Source organism: Mesonia ostreae (genome assembly GCF_031845265.1).
Lineage (GTDB): Bacteria > Bacteroidota > Bacteroidia > Flavobacteriales > Flavobacteriaceae > Mesonia > Mesonia ostreae.
The window spans coordinates 43,418-60,057 of sequence record NZ_JAVRBG010000016.1; the positions used below are offsets into that span (position 1 = coordinate 43,418).

General features: G+C 34.5%; 16 protein-coding genes. 7 read left to right on the top strand and 9 right to left on the bottom strand.

Annotated features, from left to right (window positions below; translation table 11 throughout):
• Nucleotides 1–3 precede the first annotated feature (3 nt).
• Genes RLT85_RS13600 through RLT85_RS13610 form a run of 3 tightly spaced genes read right to left on the bottom strand, consistent with a single transcriptional unit; the run spans nucleotide 4 to nucleotide 2,460 of the window.
• Nucleotides 4–762, bottom strand: a complete 759-nt coding sequence (locus RLT85_RS13600; protein WP_311402595.1) for a LytR/AlgR family response regulator transcription factor — start codon at nucleotides 760–762, stop codon at nucleotides 4–6.
• Nucleotides 763–774: 12 nt separating this feature from the next.
• Nucleotides 775–1,080: a 2TM domain-containing protein gene (locus RLT85_RS13605; RefSeq protein ID WP_311402596.1), complete on the bottom strand. Its 306-nt coding sequence runs from the start codon at nucleotides 1,078–1,080 to the stop codon at nucleotides 775–777.
• Between the two features lie 27 nt (nucleotides 1,081–1,107).
• Entirely contained in the window at nucleotides 1,108–2,460 is a 1,353-nt protein-coding gene (locus RLT85_RS13610; protein WP_311402597.1) for a 2TM domain-containing protein, read from the bottom strand.
• Between the two features lie 263 nt (nucleotides 2,461–2,723).
• Here RLT85_RS13610 and RLT85_RS13615 point away from each other — a divergent pair, with 263 nt between their 5' ends.
• The 6 genes from RLT85_RS13615 (at nucleotide 2,724) to RLT85_RS13640 (ending at nucleotide 9,148) form a co-directional block, all read left to right on the top strand.
• Entirely contained in the window at nucleotides 2,724–3,185 is a 462-nt protein-coding gene (locus RLT85_RS13615; RefSeq protein ID WP_311402598.1) for a hypothetical protein, read from the top strand.
• Complete coding sequence (locus RLT85_RS13620) at nucleotides 3,185–3,610, top strand: hypothetical protein (protein WP_311402599.1); 426 nt, start codon at nucleotides 3,185–3,187, stop codon at nucleotides 3,608–3,610. The genes RLT85_RS13615 and RLT85_RS13620 overlap by 1 nt, the downstream gene beginning before the upstream one ends.
• A 142-nt stretch (nucleotides 3,611–3,752) precedes the next feature.
• Nucleotides 3,753–4,247 (top strand): RNA polymerase sigma factor, encoded by a 495-nt coding sequence (locus tag RLT85_RS13625; protein ID WP_311402625.1) that lies wholly within the window; start codon nucleotides 3,753–3,755, stop codon nucleotides 4,245–4,247.
• Between the two features lie 3 nt (nucleotides 4,248–4,250).
• Nucleotides 4,251–4,868 carry a DUF8845 family protein gene (locus RLT85_RS13630; RefSeq protein WP_311402600.1) on the top strand — a complete coding sequence of 206 codons (618 nt, stop codon included), beginning with the start codon at nucleotides 4,251–4,253 and terminating at the stop codon, nucleotides 4,866–4,868.
• A gap of 92 nt (nucleotides 4,869–4,960) precedes the next feature.
• Complete coding sequence (locus RLT85_RS13635) at nucleotides 4,961–7,876, top strand: PEP/pyruvate-binding domain-containing protein (RefSeq protein WP_311402601.1); 2,916 nt, start codon at nucleotides 4,961–4,963, stop codon at nucleotides 7,874–7,876.
• Nucleotides 7,877–7,879: 3 nt separating this feature from the next.
• Complete coding sequence (locus RLT85_RS13640; RefSeq protein ID WP_311402602.1) at nucleotides 7,880–9,148, top strand: serine hydrolase; 1,269 nt, start codon at nucleotides 7,880–7,882, stop codon at nucleotides 9,146–9,148.
• Here the strand turns inward: RLT85_RS13640 and RLT85_RS13645 are convergent.
• The 4 genes from RLT85_RS13645 to RLT85_RS13660 all read right to left on the bottom strand — a co-directional run bounded on the left by RLT85_RS13645 (nucleotide 9,145) and on the right by RLT85_RS13660 (nucleotide 14,544).
• Nucleotides 9,145–11,865, bottom strand: coding sequence for an Npt1/Npt2 family nucleotide transporter (locus tag RLT85_RS13645; RefSeq protein WP_311402603.1), 2,721 nt, complete (start codon nucleotides 11,863–11,865; stop codon nucleotides 9,145–9,147). The genes RLT85_RS13640 and RLT85_RS13645 overlap by 4 nt on opposite strands.
• Before the next feature lie 111 nt (nucleotides 11,866–11,976).
• A complete protein-coding gene (locus RLT85_RS13650) occupies nucleotides 11,977–12,903 on the bottom strand; it encodes a serine hydrolase (protein WP_311402604.1) in 927 nt (308 codons plus the stop codon).
• Nucleotides 12,904–13,048: 145 nt separating this feature from the next.
• The gene (locus RLT85_RS13655; RefSeq protein WP_311402605.1) at nucleotides 13,049–13,855 is read right to left on the bottom strand and encodes a lysophospholipid acyltransferase family protein; all 807 of its coding nucleotides are present in this window, start codon (nucleotides 13,853–13,855) and stop codon (nucleotides 13,049–13,051) included.
• A gap of 47 nt (nucleotides 13,856–13,902) precedes the next feature.
• Nucleotides 13,903–14,544 carry an NUDIX hydrolase gene (locus RLT85_RS13660; protein WP_311402606.1) on the bottom strand — a complete coding sequence of 214 codons (642 nt, stop codon included), beginning with the start codon at nucleotides 14,542–14,544 and terminating at the stop codon, nucleotides 13,903–13,905.
• On the opposite strand from RLT85_RS13660, the gene RLT85_RS13665 reads away from it, so the two are divergent.
• Nucleotides 14,538–15,281 (top strand): peptidylprolyl isomerase, encoded by a 744-nt coding sequence (locus RLT85_RS13665; protein WP_311402607.1) that lies wholly within the window; start codon nucleotides 14,538–14,540, stop codon nucleotides 15,279–15,281. The two genes, RLT85_RS13660 and RLT85_RS13665, sit on opposite strands and share 7 nt — an antisense overlap.
• Here RLT85_RS13665 and RLT85_RS13670 read toward each other — a convergent pair.
• Both RLT85_RS13670 and RLT85_RS13675 read right to left on the bottom strand, forming a co-directional pair.
• Nucleotides 15,265–15,894 carry a trimeric intracellular cation channel family protein gene (locus RLT85_RS13670; protein ID WP_311402608.1) on the bottom strand — a complete coding sequence of 210 codons (630 nt, stop codon included), beginning with the start codon at nucleotides 15,892–15,894 and terminating at the stop codon, nucleotides 15,265–15,267. The two genes, RLT85_RS13665 and RLT85_RS13670, sit on opposite strands and share 17 nt — an antisense overlap.
• The gene (locus RLT85_RS13675; protein WP_311402609.1) at nucleotides 15,895–16,608 is read right to left on the bottom strand and encodes an RDD family protein; all 714 of its coding nucleotides are present in this window, start codon (nucleotides 16,606–16,608) and stop codon (nucleotides 15,895–15,897) included. It abuts the gene before it with no gap.
• Nucleotides 16,609–16,640 lie beyond the last annotated feature (32 nt).

Below are 16,640 nucleotides of genomic sequence, written 5' to 3' on the forward strand. Positions count from 1 at the left end.
CTATTATTGCGCTAACCATTCTTTAAAATCTTTTACGCGCTCTCTACTTACAATCACCTCATGCGCTTTAAAATTTTTTAACTTCAGCTTTACGCGACTATTGGTATAACTTAGCATATCTTCAATGGCATTAATGCGCACTACATATTTTCTACTGATTCTATAAAAATAATCGGGGTCTAAGTCTTCCTCCAAACTTTCTATCGTTTGGTCTATCAAGTAATTTCTACCTGCTAAGGTTTGCAAATACGTGCCTTTATTTTCACTGTAAAAACAAGAAATATCCTCAACTGGAAACATTTTTAAATGCTGTCCCACTTTAGTCACAAATCTTTTTTTAAAGACCTTCGCTTGCTGCTGAGTTAAGATATTTTTTAATTCCGTTAAGGGTAAATGCGCAGAATTTTGTTGTTTGTATTTTCGTTTAAACTTCTCAAAAGCCCGCATTAATTCTTCTTGATCTATGGGCTTTAATAAATAATCTACGCTATTTAATTTAAAGGCTCTTAAGGCATATTCATCGTAGGCGGTTGTAAAAATAATCGCGCTATCTACCTTAACCTCTTCAAAGATCTCGAAAGAAAGTCCGTCGTTTAATTGAATATCTAAAAAGATAAGATCGGGATGCGGATTCTCTAACAACCAAGCAATAGATTCGTTTACGGCGTGCAAAACCGTATTTGTCTCCACTCCCATTTTGCTTAACATACGCTGCAATCTTCTTGCGGAAGGCTTTTCGTCTTCAATAATAATTACATTCATAAGTTTGCTAATTTATTCCCAGCGTTGTTGCGTTACTTCTTCCTCTTCCTGCATATATTGCTCAATTTTCTTCTTTTCCCCATTTTTATTAAAAAAGGGATTAATTCTAAAAGCACTTGCCGCATTAAAAGCTAATCCTACGCCCCAACCTGCCGCTGGCCATAAAAACCAAGGATATTCATAGAAACCATCTTTAAAATTTAAAAAAGCTAAAAAACCTATGATTACGATATAAGTGATTAAATGTATATAAAAGGCTTTTATCTCTTTTACACGCTCTTTTGCTTCGTAGTAACGCATTTCTTTATCTGTTTCCATTTTGAGTAAGTTGTTAGTTGTTAGTCATTAATTATTAAAATCATCTTCTTCCATCAACTGTTTTATTTTTCGTTGCTCCCAGTCTTTTCCGAAAAACGGATTGTGATCAAAAGCTTCTATATAATGAAAAAATAAGCCTATCCCCCAACCTATGGCGGCAAATAAAAACCACGGCGTTCCCAAACCATTACTCATCCAATTTACAAAGAACAAAAAAGGAATAACAATACAATATGCCGTTAAGTTTCCGAAGAAAGCTTTTTCTGCTTTTACCCGTTCTTGCGCGCGTTCTAATTTTTCTCGTTTGGTCATGTCTTCATCTGTTTTAATAGATTCTTTTATAATGCTGATTTGCTTAGTCAACATAGGAAGCTTTACTGTGAAAGTGGTTTTGTCTTGTTGTATAAGCATCTTTCGGGAAGTTAATAAAGCATAACGTTGCTGAATATTTTGCAACCCAAAACCTGAGCTTTTCCCTAATATGTTTTTCTTCCGCAGATTATTTTTTATGACTAAAAATTCTTTTTCTTCGGTAATTACTATTTCTAAAGGCTGGTTGGGTGAAACTACATTGTGTTTTACCGCATTCTCTAGAAGCAATTGTAACGATAACGGAACAATTTTAGCTTCTGGTTGTAAGAGGTTATCTGGAATATGAAATTGTATACTGTCTTCAAAACGCATTTTTAGCAAACCTATATAACGCTTAGCAAATTGTAGCTCTTCTTCTACTGCGACCAATTCTTTATTTTTTTGTTCCAACACATAACGGTAGACTTTAGAAAGTGAAGTGGTAAAATCTTGCGCCGCATTGGGGTTTTCTTCAATAAGAGAGGTAAGTACATTAAGACTATTGAATAAAAAATGCGGATCTAACTGATTTTTTAACGCATCAAATTTAGCCGATGCCGTTCCGGCAATTAATTTTTGTTCGGTTACTCTGTTCTCTTGTATCACTTTATAAAAATAAGCAGCGTGTAGAAACAAACTAACAATTACCGATAATAGGAACGGAAACAAATACCTACTAGGAGTTTCATTTTGGAGAAATTCAGAAAAGAGCATACTTTGCTCAATCCATACTAAATGAATTATCCTGCAAATTCCAAAAGCAAATAAACTTACAAAAGTAGACCCCACCACTCCTATAATAAATCGCTTTTTACTCTCGCTGTGCCAATCGTATTTTTTCTCCAACCATACAAAATATACAAAATTGAAAAGTGTAATCACAAAGCAGTAAAGAAATTGAATCCCTATTTTCTTACCGTCAAACCAGATGGTATAATCCAAGCCTGCAAAGAAAAACTCTAATAATAGGATGATTAAAGTCACTCCTATAGAGATTCTAAACAATATTTTAAGATGTCTTGGGCTCATGAAATTATCAATTACACAACAAATATCTTCTAAAAGTAGGTATTCGGAAAAAAGAAAATACTCAATTGTAAGATTTAAGGTACGAATTGTAATTCTTTTTTTTTTGGATTTTGTTGTGCAAAACACGCATCTTTGTAACTTCAAAAAAAGCAATACCTATCCAATACTTCCAGAAAAAATACCTTTCTACCCTCTCGCTTTTGTTCATTTATGTGATACATCTACTCTTTATATATCACATAATTACGGAAGAAAAAAACCTCTTGTACGCCAGTGTGTTTACTTCGGCTATTTTGGTTTTGGTTTCCATTGGCTACTTGTATCTCTTTCAAAAAGATAGAAAACTAAAATTAGGGGCTTGGTATCTCATAATTGCGGTAATACTTGGTGCTTTAGCCACGACCTATCTATATATTGGGTTAGGCATAAGCGCTGTGATCAGTTCGGCTTTGGTTGGTGTTTTGGGTGGATTTGTGCCTAAAAATTTTCCTTTTCCGCATAAAGGTCAGTCTATTCGTATGGCCATTTACTGCGGTTCTTTTATAGGAATGGGTCAGGCATTTCTAGAACATCATTATCTTTTTATAGCTTTCGCCGGATTAGTAAGCGGAATCTATTTTTGCATTTCAACAAATCAATTAAAAGGTTTTGGCGGAAAGTTGGGGACTTTAGCTTTTGTGGGCGTTGCCGTCTCGTATTTTTTAACCTATATTTTCTTTACCTAATGGAAATCGCAATATATCTTCTTTTCGGAATTTTAGGTGCGGTAATTCCCTATGGTCTTACCAGAGAATTAGCGGTAGAACCTGTAAAAGCTTCGGCTTTACCGAGTTTAATTTTAGCATTAGGATTTTATTTCTTTCCGCAAATAGTATCAGAAAATCTCAACTTTCATATTCCCGTGATCTTTTTTGGTGCCTCTTTTGTTGGCATGGTAAGTAAGAAAATTCTTCCGTATTACTTAGAAGTTGCTTTAGCGGGGATTCTTTTTAGTATGCTTTACCTCAACGCCAGTAGTTTTTTTAATGGTTATGGTGGTGGTTTAGGAACGCCTGCCTGCATTTCGGTATTAAGTATATACGGACTCAAGAAAGTAAAAACTTTGGTTAGGTTTTTTTCCGTAAAGAAAAATTCAGATGCCAAAAACTAAGATTACACATTCTACCTCATTCTCTCTTACATAAAACTGGAAACCTATAGGGTACGTTTAAAAATTTTCTTTTTAACGATATTTTCTATTTAACTTGTAACAATTCAGAAATAAAACTACTAATAATTTGTAATTGGGATTAGTGAAAAAAGAAACCGAACATACATTTGTTAAGTTACTAGAGGAACACCAAAATATTGTGCATAAAATTTGCCGCATGTATACGTATGACAAAGCTTCGCACCACGATCTTTTTCAAGAAATCACTATTCAGCTTTGGAAAGCTTTTCCCAAATTTAGAGGAGACTCCAAGTTTAGTACTTGGATGTATAGAGTAGCTTTAAACACAGCAATTACGCTATATAGAAAGTCGAAGCGAAAACCTCATACGCAAGATATAGAGCAGTTTAACTTTAAGATTAAAGCAGAGGAATATGACGACACCACAGAGCAGCAGTTAAAAATTATGTATGCTGCCATTAGAGAATTAAACGATATAGATAAAGCATTAGTGTTTCTTTATTTAGAAGGAAAAAATTATAGCGATATTTCAGAAACTTTAGGTATTACAGAGGTTAATGCGCGAGTGAAGATGAACAGAGTTAAGAAAAAACTGAAGAATATTTTAAGTGCTTAGATTATGGACGGATTAGATTTATTAAAGAAAGATTGGAAAAATCAGGAAGAAAACCTTCCGCACTTTGAGGCAGAACAACTGTATAAAATGCTACATAAAAAGTCTTCTTCTGTAGTGAAATGGATTTTTATTATTAGCCTTATCGAGTTAAGTTTTGGGATACTTCTAAATGTCTTTTTTATGGACAAGCAATTTTGGAATGAAGTGGACAGTATTCACTTAAAGACCGCCACAATTGTTATTTACATTATTAGTTATTTAATTACGATTGCATTTGTCGTATTTTTTTATAAAAGATACCGAAGTATTTCTGTAGCAGATTCTTCTTACTTGCTCATGAGAAACATCTTAAAAACTAGAAAAGTAGTAAAATACTACATTCTTTTTGTTCTAATTTCTTCTGGGATCACCATGATGCTATTTTACATTTATACACTTTTATACACGCCTGAAATTTCAAAAAATCTAGAGGAAATAGGTTGGATTAGTATTATTGGGATTGGATTTATAGCAATAATTCTATTTTTATTGTTTTTATGGGGAGTTTACACCTTACTTTACGGAATTTTACTTAAAAAACTACTTCGCAATTACACCCAACTAAAAAACTTAGACTTCTAAATTTGTGATGCTTAAACATTTCTTTTAGACTATTTTAACAAAACTTATAGTTAGATTTGAAAGCATTTTATAACTAACCATAACCTTACTATATGTTGAAGCATTTAATTGTTTTTGCCTGTACCCTTTTTGTCTTTACCTATTCTACAATCTCTATGGCTCAAAAAATTTCTAATGAAGAAATTGAGAGCAGAATAGCTAACTATAAAGAACTTATACGTGGGCCTTACAAAAAGATAGAATGGTTTTGTGACGATGGCACCACTAGAGATTCTAAAGATCCTTGCCCCGATAAAATTGGCGGAATACAACACGCCAGCTATAAAACTGAAATAGAAGAACTTCATAAAAAGAATCACCTTTTCTTTGCAGATATCTTAGCATATACAGATAAGAATGATTTTTGGGATGCTTCGCAAGATCAGTCTAGATTAAAACAATACATGCTTAATAAATACCTCAACCGGGTAGATGATGGTTGGATTATGCGTAGAGCTCAGTTTTACAGAGGTTCTGTACAATCTGAAGATGAACAAGAATGGGGAAAAGACTTTTACAATTGGCTTTTAACCAGTGATTCTAGGTTGCAGGAAAACTTTTTGCTCATTAAGCAATCTCTTTTAGAAATTCCTCATAATGAAGACACTCCTTATGCGCAAATTATGAGAACGCTAAGTAAGACGATTGCCGATGAGAATCCTAAGTTTATGGATATTCGTACCAAAATACACGGCCAACCTACAGAATCTGATATTCAATTGGTAGAAGATTTTTCTAAAAAACACCAAAAAGAGTTAGATGAAAATGTTATGAATGAGTTGGATTCACTAACTATAGCGATGAAAACTTTCTACGCGCCTGTTAACTTATCTAGTTTTAATAAAGATGCAATGGTTTTGCCAAATGAACATTACATAAGAATACAATTAGAAAAATTTGCCGCTACCTCCATAGATTCTTTATCGCCTATTGAATTGATAGAAGACACTTCTAGTTTAATGTGCGATATTAGAACGCAAATTTATACCGTTAAAAGCCCGTCAGATCGTTTACAAATGTTAGATGTTTTAATTGATTTAGAAGCCATTGTTTTTAAGAATTCATCTAAATGGCAACCAAAAACATTACAAGATCAAATTTACAAAGTATATACTTTGGCGCAAGCTGCAGCAAGCGCGGGATATATTGAGTGGTGGGAATGGAACCAAATAGAAAATCAACTTCAGTTAAACACTATTAAAAACACCAATTTGGAAGAATTAGCAACTGTAGAAAATGCTGCAAGACGCCAAGTAGAATGGAGCGCTTCGCTAATTAATGCCATTTATGAAGATGACATCACCATATACGCAGGTTTTGAACCTAAAATTATTGGATTTATAGACAATGCCGTACGCTCTTCTATCGCTTTAAAACTAGGAGAAACCGTAAGTGAATTGAGCGATTTTATAAAAAAAGAAGCTAAGCTTTCTAATACCTTACTCAATCTTAAAAACCCCAATGATGCTAGAGGACTTAATCCTGGATACGCTAGGGGTAAGTTAATTATCGTAGAAAATGAAGATGTAGAGATAAACCCGAATAATATTTATATTTTCCAAAAACCGCCTGCAGATTTAAAACCCGTTGCCGGAATTGCTACCGTAGCAGAAGGAAACTTAGTATCTCACGTTCAACTTCTAGCGCGTAATTTAGGTATTCCCAACAGCGTTATTTCTGCTGAAAATTTTAAGGACTTTAAAAAATATGATGAGAAAGAAGTATTTTATGCCGTTTCTCCAAAAGGTACCATAGTTTTTAAAGAAGCTACTGCTATGAGCAAGGAAGAAAAAGATCTTTTTGAAGAAAAATCTTCTAATAAGAAAGAATCTAAAATTGCGGTTCCTATAGATAAAATTAAGTTACAGAAAAACGATTTACTCAATTTAACAGAGATTGATGCTAGAAGTTCTGGTATCTACTGCGGACCTAAAGCAGCCAACTTAGGGCAGTTAAAAGCCATGTTTCCTAATAATGTGGTGAATGGCTCTGTAATTCCCTTTGGGATTTTTAAAGCACATATGAACCAACCTATGCCTTTGCAAAGCGGTTCTTATTGGGATTATTTAAAAGCTACTTTCGCTGAAGCGGAAGAAATGCGCGAAGATCATGTAGATGAATATGAAATTGAACAATGTCAATTAGACCGACTTTTCCAGCTTCACGATGCGATTCAAGAAATGGAACTTCAGCCGGAATTTGTAAAGAAACTAGAGCAAAGTTTTCAGCTTAATTTTAATAAGTCTATTGGTGAAATCCCAGTATTTTTACGTAGTGATACCAATATGGAAGACTTAGGTAATTTTACTGGTGCTGGTTTAAACCTTACCGTATTTAATGTGGTGAATAAAGAAAAAGTGCTTCAAGGAATTCGGGATGTTTGGGCTTCGCCTTATAGCGAAAGAAGCTTTAAATGGAGGCAAAAATATTTAACCAATCCAGAAAATGTATTTCCTTCTATTTTAATTATTCCATCGGTAGATGTAGATTATAGCGGCGTTTTAATCACTAAAGGCATTAGCAATAACAAAGAAGATGACCTTACCGTTGCATTCAGCAAAGGAGCTGGTGGCGCAGTAGATGGGCAATCGGCAGAATCTTGGCTTATTGAAATGCCTTATGGGGCTAGCTTAATTTCTCCTTCTCGAGAGAATAACTACAATAGGCTTCCAGAAAACGGAGGTTTAGAGCAAAGGACCACTTCCTTTCATCAATCTATTTTATCACAACAAAATATCAATCAAATAAGAGAGTTTTCTAAAAAGATTCGCTTAACAATTCCGCAGAAAACAGAAATTTCTAACACGGGTCCTTATGATGTAGAACTAGGTTTTGAAGGTGATAAACTCTGGCTTTTTCAAATACGTCCGTTTGTGGAAAATGACAATGCCTTAAGTTCTTCTTACCTCCAGTCTATAAGTCCAAAAGTAGATCAAACAAAGACAATTTCTCTAAACACTAATCTCTAGTTTATGAATATTTTTAATAAAATAACGCTTACTTTTTTAGTCATCTCTACTAGTATTATGGGAGGCTTGTATTCCTTTTATCCAATAGACGGTTACTCCTCTACCAAGATTGCTAGACTTGCCCGTTTAGAGAAAATAGCCAACGATACTACCCAAACCTTAAAATTACCAAATGGAGCTTTATTACCGCTTAATTGTATAGAATTACAGTTAACGGAGCGTAAAGAAGATTCTGTAAATGCAATCTTAACGGAAGATAAAGCTTTCGCTGAAAAGCTAAAAAAAGTTGTCCCATCGGGTAATTATTCACTTACGGTTTTGGATATGACCAATCCTAAAGAGTTGAAATACGCCGAACATAAAGAATCTATAGGCTATCAACCTGGTAGCGTTGGTAAATTAGCAGTAGTTACAGCTCTTTTTAAGCAATTGCACGATATCTGTCCAGAGTCTTGGGATGCTAGAACTGCTTTACTAAAAAATAAAGTGGTAAGAGCTGGCGAATGGGCAATTTATGACCACCATACGGTTCCTGTTTACGATATAGAAAACGATAAATTGGTAAAAAGAAAAGTTACAACAGAAGATGAATTTAGCTTGTATGAGTGGTTAGACCACACTGTATCTGTAAGCAACAATGGCGCTACCAATGTAGTGTGGCGAGAAGCATTATTAATGGCTGCTTTTAAAGACAAATATGAATATTTAACTCAAGAAGAAATAGATACATATTTTAAAGACACTCCAAAAAAAGAGCTTACTTTATTAGCGAATAAAATTGTAAATGAACCTTTAAGAGACATAGGTATAAGTAAAGATGAGTGGCGATTGGGAAGCTTTTTTACATCTGGCGCTAATAAATTTGTAGGCGATATTGGTGGTAGTATTGGCACTCCGCTTGGTTTAATGAAATATTTGGTAACCTTAGAGCAAGGGAACCTAATCGATGAAAACTCTAGCTTAGAGATTAAACGCTTATTGTATTTAACCGATAGAAGAATTAGATATGCTTATTCTTCAAGAATTAAAGATGCAGCCGTTTATTTTAAATCGGGTAGTTTATATTCTTGCGATAGATCTAATGGACAAAGCTGCGGAAAATACGCCGGAAATGTATATAATTATATGAATTCTGTTGCCATTGTAGAGCATCCTAACGGCAAAAAATATATGGTTTGTTTAATGACCAACGTCCTAAGAAAAAATTCTGCTTATGACCACATGGCTTTGGCATCTAGGATTGATGAGGTTATTAATGAGGAAGAAATCTAATCTACTTTCTTTAAATTTTCTACTGCTAAGGCGGCAAAATTTCTAATGCGAATATCTTTATCGGTTACCATGCGGTGCACTAGTTTTAAATAGTTTTTGTCTTCAATATGTCTCAATAAATATAAAACTGCCAATTTTATTCGTACATCCTTTCCTTTTAGTAACATCTGAAAACACCTGTATTCACTAGGAACTTCTATCAAACTAGAGTCCAACTCTTCATTGCTAGCGCTAAGAATAGTGTTTTCTACCAAAGGCAATAAGGTATGTCTTAAATTAGGCTGCAAAAGTGTATCTAGAAATTCGATTGCATTGGCACGTACTTCTTGCTTTTCGCTTTTAATTCCCAGGTATGCAATGTTAACATCCTTAGAATTATACTCTAGCTCTAACAAAGTGAAAATTTGTTGTAAGCCATGATCTAGGCGCTTCTCTAAAATTTCAATCAGGCTATTTCTGGCAGAAAATTCTTCCATTTCACTATCGCCAACCAATTCTAATCTATAATTTTTGGTAATCTTCTTCTGCAACTCCATCGCAATTAAAGTATTATGATACAGCTTGCATTCTGACAAAATCAATCGCACCACATCCTTTTTACTGAATTTTAGGCCTTTGTTCTTCTCTTTCATAACTTGCAGAGCCTTAGCAGCTTCCAAGCGAATGATGATATCTTTATTCCGCAGCAGCATAAACAACGTATTTACGCTTTCTTGGTTATTAAACCTAGATAAGATATTAGGTACAAAGCGTTTGGCATTTTCTGAAATTAAATTATTTTTTAAACGCTTCAGCAGCATCTTTATCACCCCAGAACCATACTGATGTAGTGCTTCTTCTGCATTTTCCCTAAATTCTTTTGTTTCAAGAAAACTTAACAAATCATCTATAAAAAGAATGTGAGCGCTATACCCAGAGGCTTCAATCGCGGCTTTAATTACTTCGTCATTTCTATTGTTGAAATGTGCTTTGATAAAAGAATAATACTTAGGTATTCCCGAAAAACCTATCGCCTTGATCAACTCTACGGTTTCTTGAATCCTGTGATGATCGCTGGGAAGATTCACCGATTCTATACTTTTTTCTAATCTTCTATCCAAACTATAGCGCTCTGCCAATTTTTGATTATCCCGAGATTCTTTAGCTAAACAAAATAAGGCTGCAGAAGAAATGTATTGATTTTCCTGATTAAGATAGGTGTCAAAAATTTTTAAGTCGTTGATATCTGTATGTGTAAGTAAATACTGCATGGCCGCCAAAACAACCTCATCGTCTTTTTGATTGACTAATTTTTCTACTTTCTCTACCGCTGTCCCCTTATCGAGTAAATATAAATTTCTAATGGCTGCTGCTTTTACAGCTACGGAAGAATGATCTAAAAGAGAAACCACCTCGTTTTTTAAACGTTTGTCTTTAATTTCATTAATCTTACTTAGCATATACAAAATCTCTGACTCCTCCCCTTCTTGCAATACTTTTAAAATGGTGGCATTGGTAGAAATGTGACTTCCTTTTTTCCTTTTATTGAAATGATGATTGTTGCTGAAGTTAATCAGGTTTTGTCTAAAAGACTGAAAGTAGGTTTTTCTAACCCTATAGATAAAGTAAAACCAAATCAGAACCAGTGCTAAAATGAGTAGAGAAACTTGAACAGGTCCAAAATCCAAACCTTTAATCACAAAAATAAGCAAACATCCTGCGATTCCTGTGGCAATACTATCTACTACGACATCTATAAAAGATTTCGTCTTGTTTTTAATATCTGTAGGCACTGGAAGCACCAACATTTCTGAAGCCGCTTTATTGATAGATTGTTTTAAACTTCCATCAACAGATTTCATTAAGATTACTACCCAAAGCTCTGGAAAAATAATAAAAACCCCAACCGCTATCAATATCCCAACCGGAAGAAGAATTAAGGTAGATGCTACTCCCCAAACTCCCACAATTTTACGTGTTAGGAAAAGTTGAATCATCAAAGAAGCAAGATTGAAAGTGGAGAACCAAAACCCAAAGAAGGATGCTAAATCATCAGAATCTGTGATTGCTTTGGAGGCTAAATCACTAAATTGAAAATCTACTAGTTTTGCGGTAATCACACTAACTCCCACAATTCCTGCGATATACGTTAAGTGTTTGGATTTTAAAATGAGTTTAAAGGAAGATTCATTGGTGGCATAAGAACGTTGCTTTTGTCTAAAGTAACCAAGGGTTTTTATTTTCTTCCTCCAGATATAGTGCAGCAATGGAATACATCCCAATAAGATGAGAGAGGCAACTACCATCAAGTTATCATTCCCTATAGAAGGTGCCAAAAGATTGGTAAGATAACCTCCAAAAATTCCTCCTGTAATTGCACCTGCACCAATAAATCCGAAAAGCCGTTTTGCTTCCCGAATATTAAACACCAAATTGGCTAAAACCCAAAATTGTGAGGTGGTAAGCAAAGCAAAAATTGCAACCCAAACATAATAGAAATATAGCAACTCTGTTGAGAAGTAATCGTAGTTGAGCAGTAATTTTAAAGAAAGAAAAATTGCCGCGGAAACCATTAAAGTCGCCGTAACAATTTTTAATAAAGAGAATCTTTTGAGCGCTTGATTATAAAAAAAAGAACTTCCTATGGCTACCAAAGCTACAAGAAGGTAGGCATTTGGTAAAGCATCTGAAGTTAATTGAGATAAAAACAACGCATTAATAGTAGGTTTGACTATCAATAGCGTTGTGATTATTAAAAATATATAGAGTTGCATTAGTAGCGAAATCCTTACTTCGCCGCTCCGAATTCCAAAACTCTTTTGTAAAAAAATCTTAATCATTTAAGGAAACTATGTAGTCTCCAAAGAACGTGATTTTTTAATAACTTTTTCAATTGGTTCCACTAAATCTCTTATAATTTGTTCACCATTAGCGTCTTCTATCAACGCTACAAGAATATATTTCCTTCCATCCTTTCCCCAAACTAACACAGAGTCGGCGTGGTAATTTTTCCAAGAACCCGATTTTCTAAATACACGAGCCTCTGGAGCTATTCTGTCTAAAGTATTTACAAATTTATGATGTAAGTTAGAATCTTCCATAATATCCAGCATCTGCTTAGACTTATCCTGAGAAACCAAGTTACCAGTAAGCATTTTGTAATAGAATCTACATACTTGCTTTACGGTAGCGGCGTGACTTAATCCTTTTAAAGGGTCTGGGTTTCTTGCACCAGAGGCTGCATAACGCTTTCCTACCCAAAGACCACCACCTTGTGCTTCATCATACAACTTGTAAGCCGGACTTTGAAGTACGTCTGCTATTTTTTTATATCCCAATCTATCAATCATCCTAGTAGAAGCATGATTATCTGAGCGATTGATCATCGCTTTAAGATCTTTCTTTACGGCATCACTTTCTTCCAATTCACATTTTTCTATAGCATCCATAGAAGCTAAAAGAATAGCGATTTTTGGTAAGCTCGCCGCATACATCATTTCTGTACTATTGATTCCAGCATAGTTGGCTTCGTAAACATTATTCAAATCAACAACACCAATAGACATTTTCTTATTGTCAATTAATCTTTTCCATTTAGGATTACTCAAAATTTCATCTTCTAACAACACTTGTAACGGTGCAGCTGATGCCTCTTTTAGAGGAACAATTTTTTTGAAATCTGTAAAGGGGAGAGCACTTTGTTGTGCTAAGGCAGAAAAAGCAGAAGAGAAAACGGTTAAGGTAAGTAAGATTTGGACAAAATTTCTTTTTAACATATAGTAAGTTTTGCTTAATTAATTATTATTCAAATTTAATTAAATGTTAATCATAACCAATTGAAAATTAGTTTTTAACATCTGTATCAATAACTACAAGCATCCTGCCATAGTATAAAATTGATGTTAAAATTTAAAATAAATTTTACTCCTTATAGCTATATCTTCTTTGTTCATTTAATTTTTCTTGCTCTAAGAGAACTTCTTTAGGGATTACTTTTACGAAAGAAGAATGCTGTTCTATTGCCATTTCGAGCCTTTCAATAATGCTTTCTACAGATTCTTCATCGGTAAACTCCATAGGCTCTTTAATCACTATAGATTGTAAGATTCCTTTTTTCTTGACTCTAATTCCTTTTTTATCGAAAGATCTTCTAAACCCGTCAATGACAATAGGTACCACCACCGGATTATATTTTCTAATAATATGAACCGTTCCTTTTCGTATAGGTTTCCAAGGTTTGGTCGTTCCTTGAGGGAAGGTAATCACCCAACCGTCATCTAAAGCAGTTCCAATACTGGTGATATCGCTCATTTTCACTTGGCGGTTTACATCTTTCCCTTTATCTCTCCAAGTTCGTTCCACAGTAATTGCGCCCGCATATGAAAAAATTCTTGCCAATACTCCAGCTCTCATGGTCTCTCTGGCGGCGATGTAATAGAGGTTTAATTTAGGATTCCATAAATACATTACATTTTTTATGGAGTTTGTCCTTCCGCTTAAACTAGCATTAAAGACGTGAAACATCGCTACTACATCTGCAAAATAGGTTTGGTGATTGGAGATAAAAAGCACATTTCTATCTGGAAGGTCTTTTATAATTTCAGATCCTTCAATTTGTAATTGATTAAATCCGCGGTAACGACGATGCGTAATTACACCTAAAATTCTAATGATCCATTTTTTTATAAATAAAAGGTGACCAAAAGGACTTCTTTTGAATAATCCCATAGTTATTTTTTAAATTTAAAAGACGGCTAATATACAAAAAGCGTTCTTTATATTAAGTTTTTCAAGACCATCTTTACTTCGCTAAGCATCATAGCTGTTGCTCCCCAAACCACATGACCATTCAGAAGAAATGCTGGCACATCTACATCTGTAGCATAAGAAGTGCTTAATCTTTTTTGCACTAAGCTAGAATCATTTAAAAAATCTTCTAGTTTCACTTCTAAGATTCGCTCTACTTCGGTTTCTTGTCTTACAAAGTTTGGAGTGTGATTGGTTATTCCTATAAAAGGATGCACCCAAAAATTAGAAGGCGGTATATAGATTTTGGTAAGCGTTTTTAAAATATTAATATTCTCTGGGCGCACCCCCACTTCCTCATAGGTTTCTCTAATTGCGGTGTCTTTTAAATCTTTATCTGTTAATTCAATTTTACCGCCAGGGAAACCAATTTGAGCAGAATGCACTCCTTTATATGTTTTTCTAAGAATGAGAACAATATGCGTTTCATTATTTTTATTAGGATAAAATAGAGCTAGAACTGCCGCTTTACGCGGATTCTTTTTAACCACATCCAACTCCCTTAATTCTTTGGTCCTAAAATTAGGTGACATTTCCATATGCGCTTTCTCCCCAAATAAATCAATTTTTTCTATTTTTGAAATAGATTTTTTAAATTCAGAAAATGTCATCTAGATATTCCTTTATTATTGCGTTAATTCTCTTAATCAATCTTAGTTGTGAAGATACTAAATCTGAACAAAAAAAGATAGAGAAGACAAAAATAGAACTTGAAAAAGAAAAAAAGCGGGATAGTCTTTTAAATGCTGTAAAAATACCTAAAGGCGGAAAGAATTTTAGTGTAGATTTAAATGAAATTGAAACTCTTGAGCAAGAAAAACTCATACCCTTCTTAACCCAATACGCAAAGGAGAACCCAGAAACCTTAGTAGAAATTTCCACTTCTTTTGGAAACATTACAGTAAGATTATATAAAAATACACCGCTACATCGTGCTAATTTTCTAAGATTGGTGAAAATGGGTTATTTCGATACTTCCTTTTTTCATCGCGTCGCCAAAGATTTCGTCATTCAAGGTGGTAATAGTGATTTGGAAGAAACACACCAAGTAAGACACAAAGTAGGCTCCTATTTAATTCCCAATGAATTTAAAGTCCAAAACACACATCTACGTGGTGCCTTTTCTGCAGCGAAATATAGCGAACAAAATGTAAGTAAAGCTTCTTCCCCATTTGAGTTTTTTATTGTTCAAGGGGAAAATGGCGCGCATCATTTAGACAATGACCATACTGTTTTTGGCAAAGTCATTAGCGGTATGGATGTGGTAGATAAAATAGCGCAAGTAGAAGTAGACCAAAGTGAATGGCCTAAGAAAAACATTACTATGAAAATTAAGGTGCTTCGTTAGACTCTTCTTCTTTTCCGTAAACGGAAGGTAGCTGTAACTTGAAAATCACTGCGAGTAATCTTGCTAAAATTACCACGACTCCAGAAATGATGAAGGTTATATTTTGCGACAATCCCAATTTAACCAATACAAAGTAACTTACCCCTCCCAAAATACAAGCAGTAGCATAAATTTCCTTTCTGAAAATTACCGGAATCTCATTACATAAAATATCTCGAATTACCCCACCAAAACAAGCGCTCATAGTCCCAATAGCAACACAAATCGCAGGAGGCAACCCAATAGAGATTGCTTTTTGAATTCCTACAACGGTATATAGACCTATCCCAATCGTATCAAACAAAAAAAGGGATCTTCTTAAGTACACCAATTTACTTCTAAAAAGTGCAGCTACAATGGTGGTAATAAGAATCACGTGTACATAGGTTAGGTTGCGCATCCAAGTAACGGGGAAACCAATTAAAATATCTCTTAGGGTACCTCCACCTACCGCAGTTACAAAGGCAATAATTAAAATACCAAACGCATCCATCCGCTTTTTCATCGCCGTCAATACTCCTGAAATGGCGAACGCAACGGTTCCCAAAATGTCCATAATTAATAAGTAATCCATCTACTGCTGGGTATAAAAATTATAATCTAAAATAATAGTATCGATAAACATAAGAGGTTTTTCATCTAAGCTAATCTGCATCATTTGAGATGATTTTTTGGCTAAGGCTAAAATTACCGCATGCTTTTGTTCTCTTTTCGCCTTTTGAAATATGTTCTTGATTTGCTGCATCTCTTCATCAGAAAATACGGTCACCTGTGGATATTTGGGCTGATACCCGTCTGGCAGCGATGCCATTAAGGTATGGTGAACCGTTATTTTTTGTTTTTCAGAAATAACCGTTGTTGTGGCTGCAATATCTCCCAAGCGTTGCCCCTTAGAATTAAATAAAAAAGCAAATACAGCAACCGCGCCAGTGGTAAACGTAATATCTATCATTCGCAGCAACCAGCGAATGGCATAGTTAGAAAAAGCAGGTTTTGAGCCATCTAATTTAACTACCCGAATATGCATAGCTGCTTTTCCCAAAGATTGCCCATTGTTAAAGGTTTCCATTAACAAATGGTATAAAAACATAGGCAAACCTATCACCACCATATAGATCCATTCGTTTTCACGCCCTAAGCCTAAACTTGAAACCGCTATTCCTGTTAAAAGACCATAGGCAATGATAATTAATGTATCTATTAAAAATGCCAAGATACGTTCTCCTAAGTTGGCGATATTTTGATATATCTCCACATTTTGAGCAGTTTCAATTTGATAGTTATCCATTTAATATGTTTCTTTGGTAATCTTAATTTTTA

Excerpts from the sequence above, each read along its gene's own strand:
- RLT85_RS13630 (WP_311402600.1), top strand. The coding sequence starts at position 4,251 with ATGGACGGATTAGATTTATTAAAGAAAGATTGGAAAAATCAGGAAGAA.
- RLT85_RS13675 (WP_311402609.1), bottom strand. The coding sequence starts at position 16,608 with ATGGATAACTATCAAATTGAAACTGCTCAAAATGTGGAGATATATCAA.
- RLT85_RS13650 (WP_311402604.1), bottom strand. The coding sequence starts at position 12,903 with ATGTTAAAAAGAAATTTTGTCCAAATCTTACTTACCTTAACCGTTTTC.
- RLT85_RS13620 (WP_311402599.1), top strand. The coding sequence starts at position 3,185 with ATGGAAATCGCAATATATCTTCTTTTCGGAATTTTAGGTGCGGTAATT.
- RLT85_RS13610 (WP_311402597.1), bottom strand. The coding sequence starts at position 2,460 with ATGAGCCCAAGACATCTTAAAATATTGTTTAGAATCTCTATAGGAGTG.
- RLT85_RS13640 (WP_311402602.1), top strand. The coding sequence starts at position 7,880 with ATGAATATTTTTAATAAAATAACGCTTACTTTTTTAGTCATCTCTACT.
- RLT85_RS13665 (WP_311402607.1), top strand. The coding sequence starts at position 14,538 with ATGTCATCTAGATATTCCTTTATTATTGCGTTAATTCTCTTAATCAAT.
- RLT85_RS13605 (WP_311402596.1), bottom strand. The coding sequence starts at position 1,080 with ATGGAAACAGATAAAGAAATGCGTTACTACGAAGCAAAAGAGCGTGTA.
- RLT85_RS13670 (WP_311402608.1), bottom strand. The coding sequence starts at position 15,894 with ATGGATTACTTATTAATTATGGACATTTTGGGAACCGTTGCGTTCGCC.
- RLT85_RS13600 (WP_311402595.1), bottom strand. The coding sequence starts at position 762 with ATGAATGTAATTATTATTGAAGACGAAAAGCCTTCCGCAAGAAGATTG.
- RLT85_RS13655 (WP_311402605.1), bottom strand. The coding sequence starts at position 13,855 with ATGGGATTATTCAAAAGAAGTCCTTTTGGTCACCTTTTATTTATAAAA.
- RLT85_RS13660 (WP_311402606.1), bottom strand. The coding sequence starts at position 14,544 with ATGACATTTTCTGAATTTAAAAAATCTATTTCAAAAATAGAAAAAATT.
- RLT85_RS13635 (WP_311402601.1), top strand. The coding sequence starts at position 4,961 with ATGTTGAAGCATTTAATTGTTTTTGCCTGTACCCTTTTTGTCTTTACC.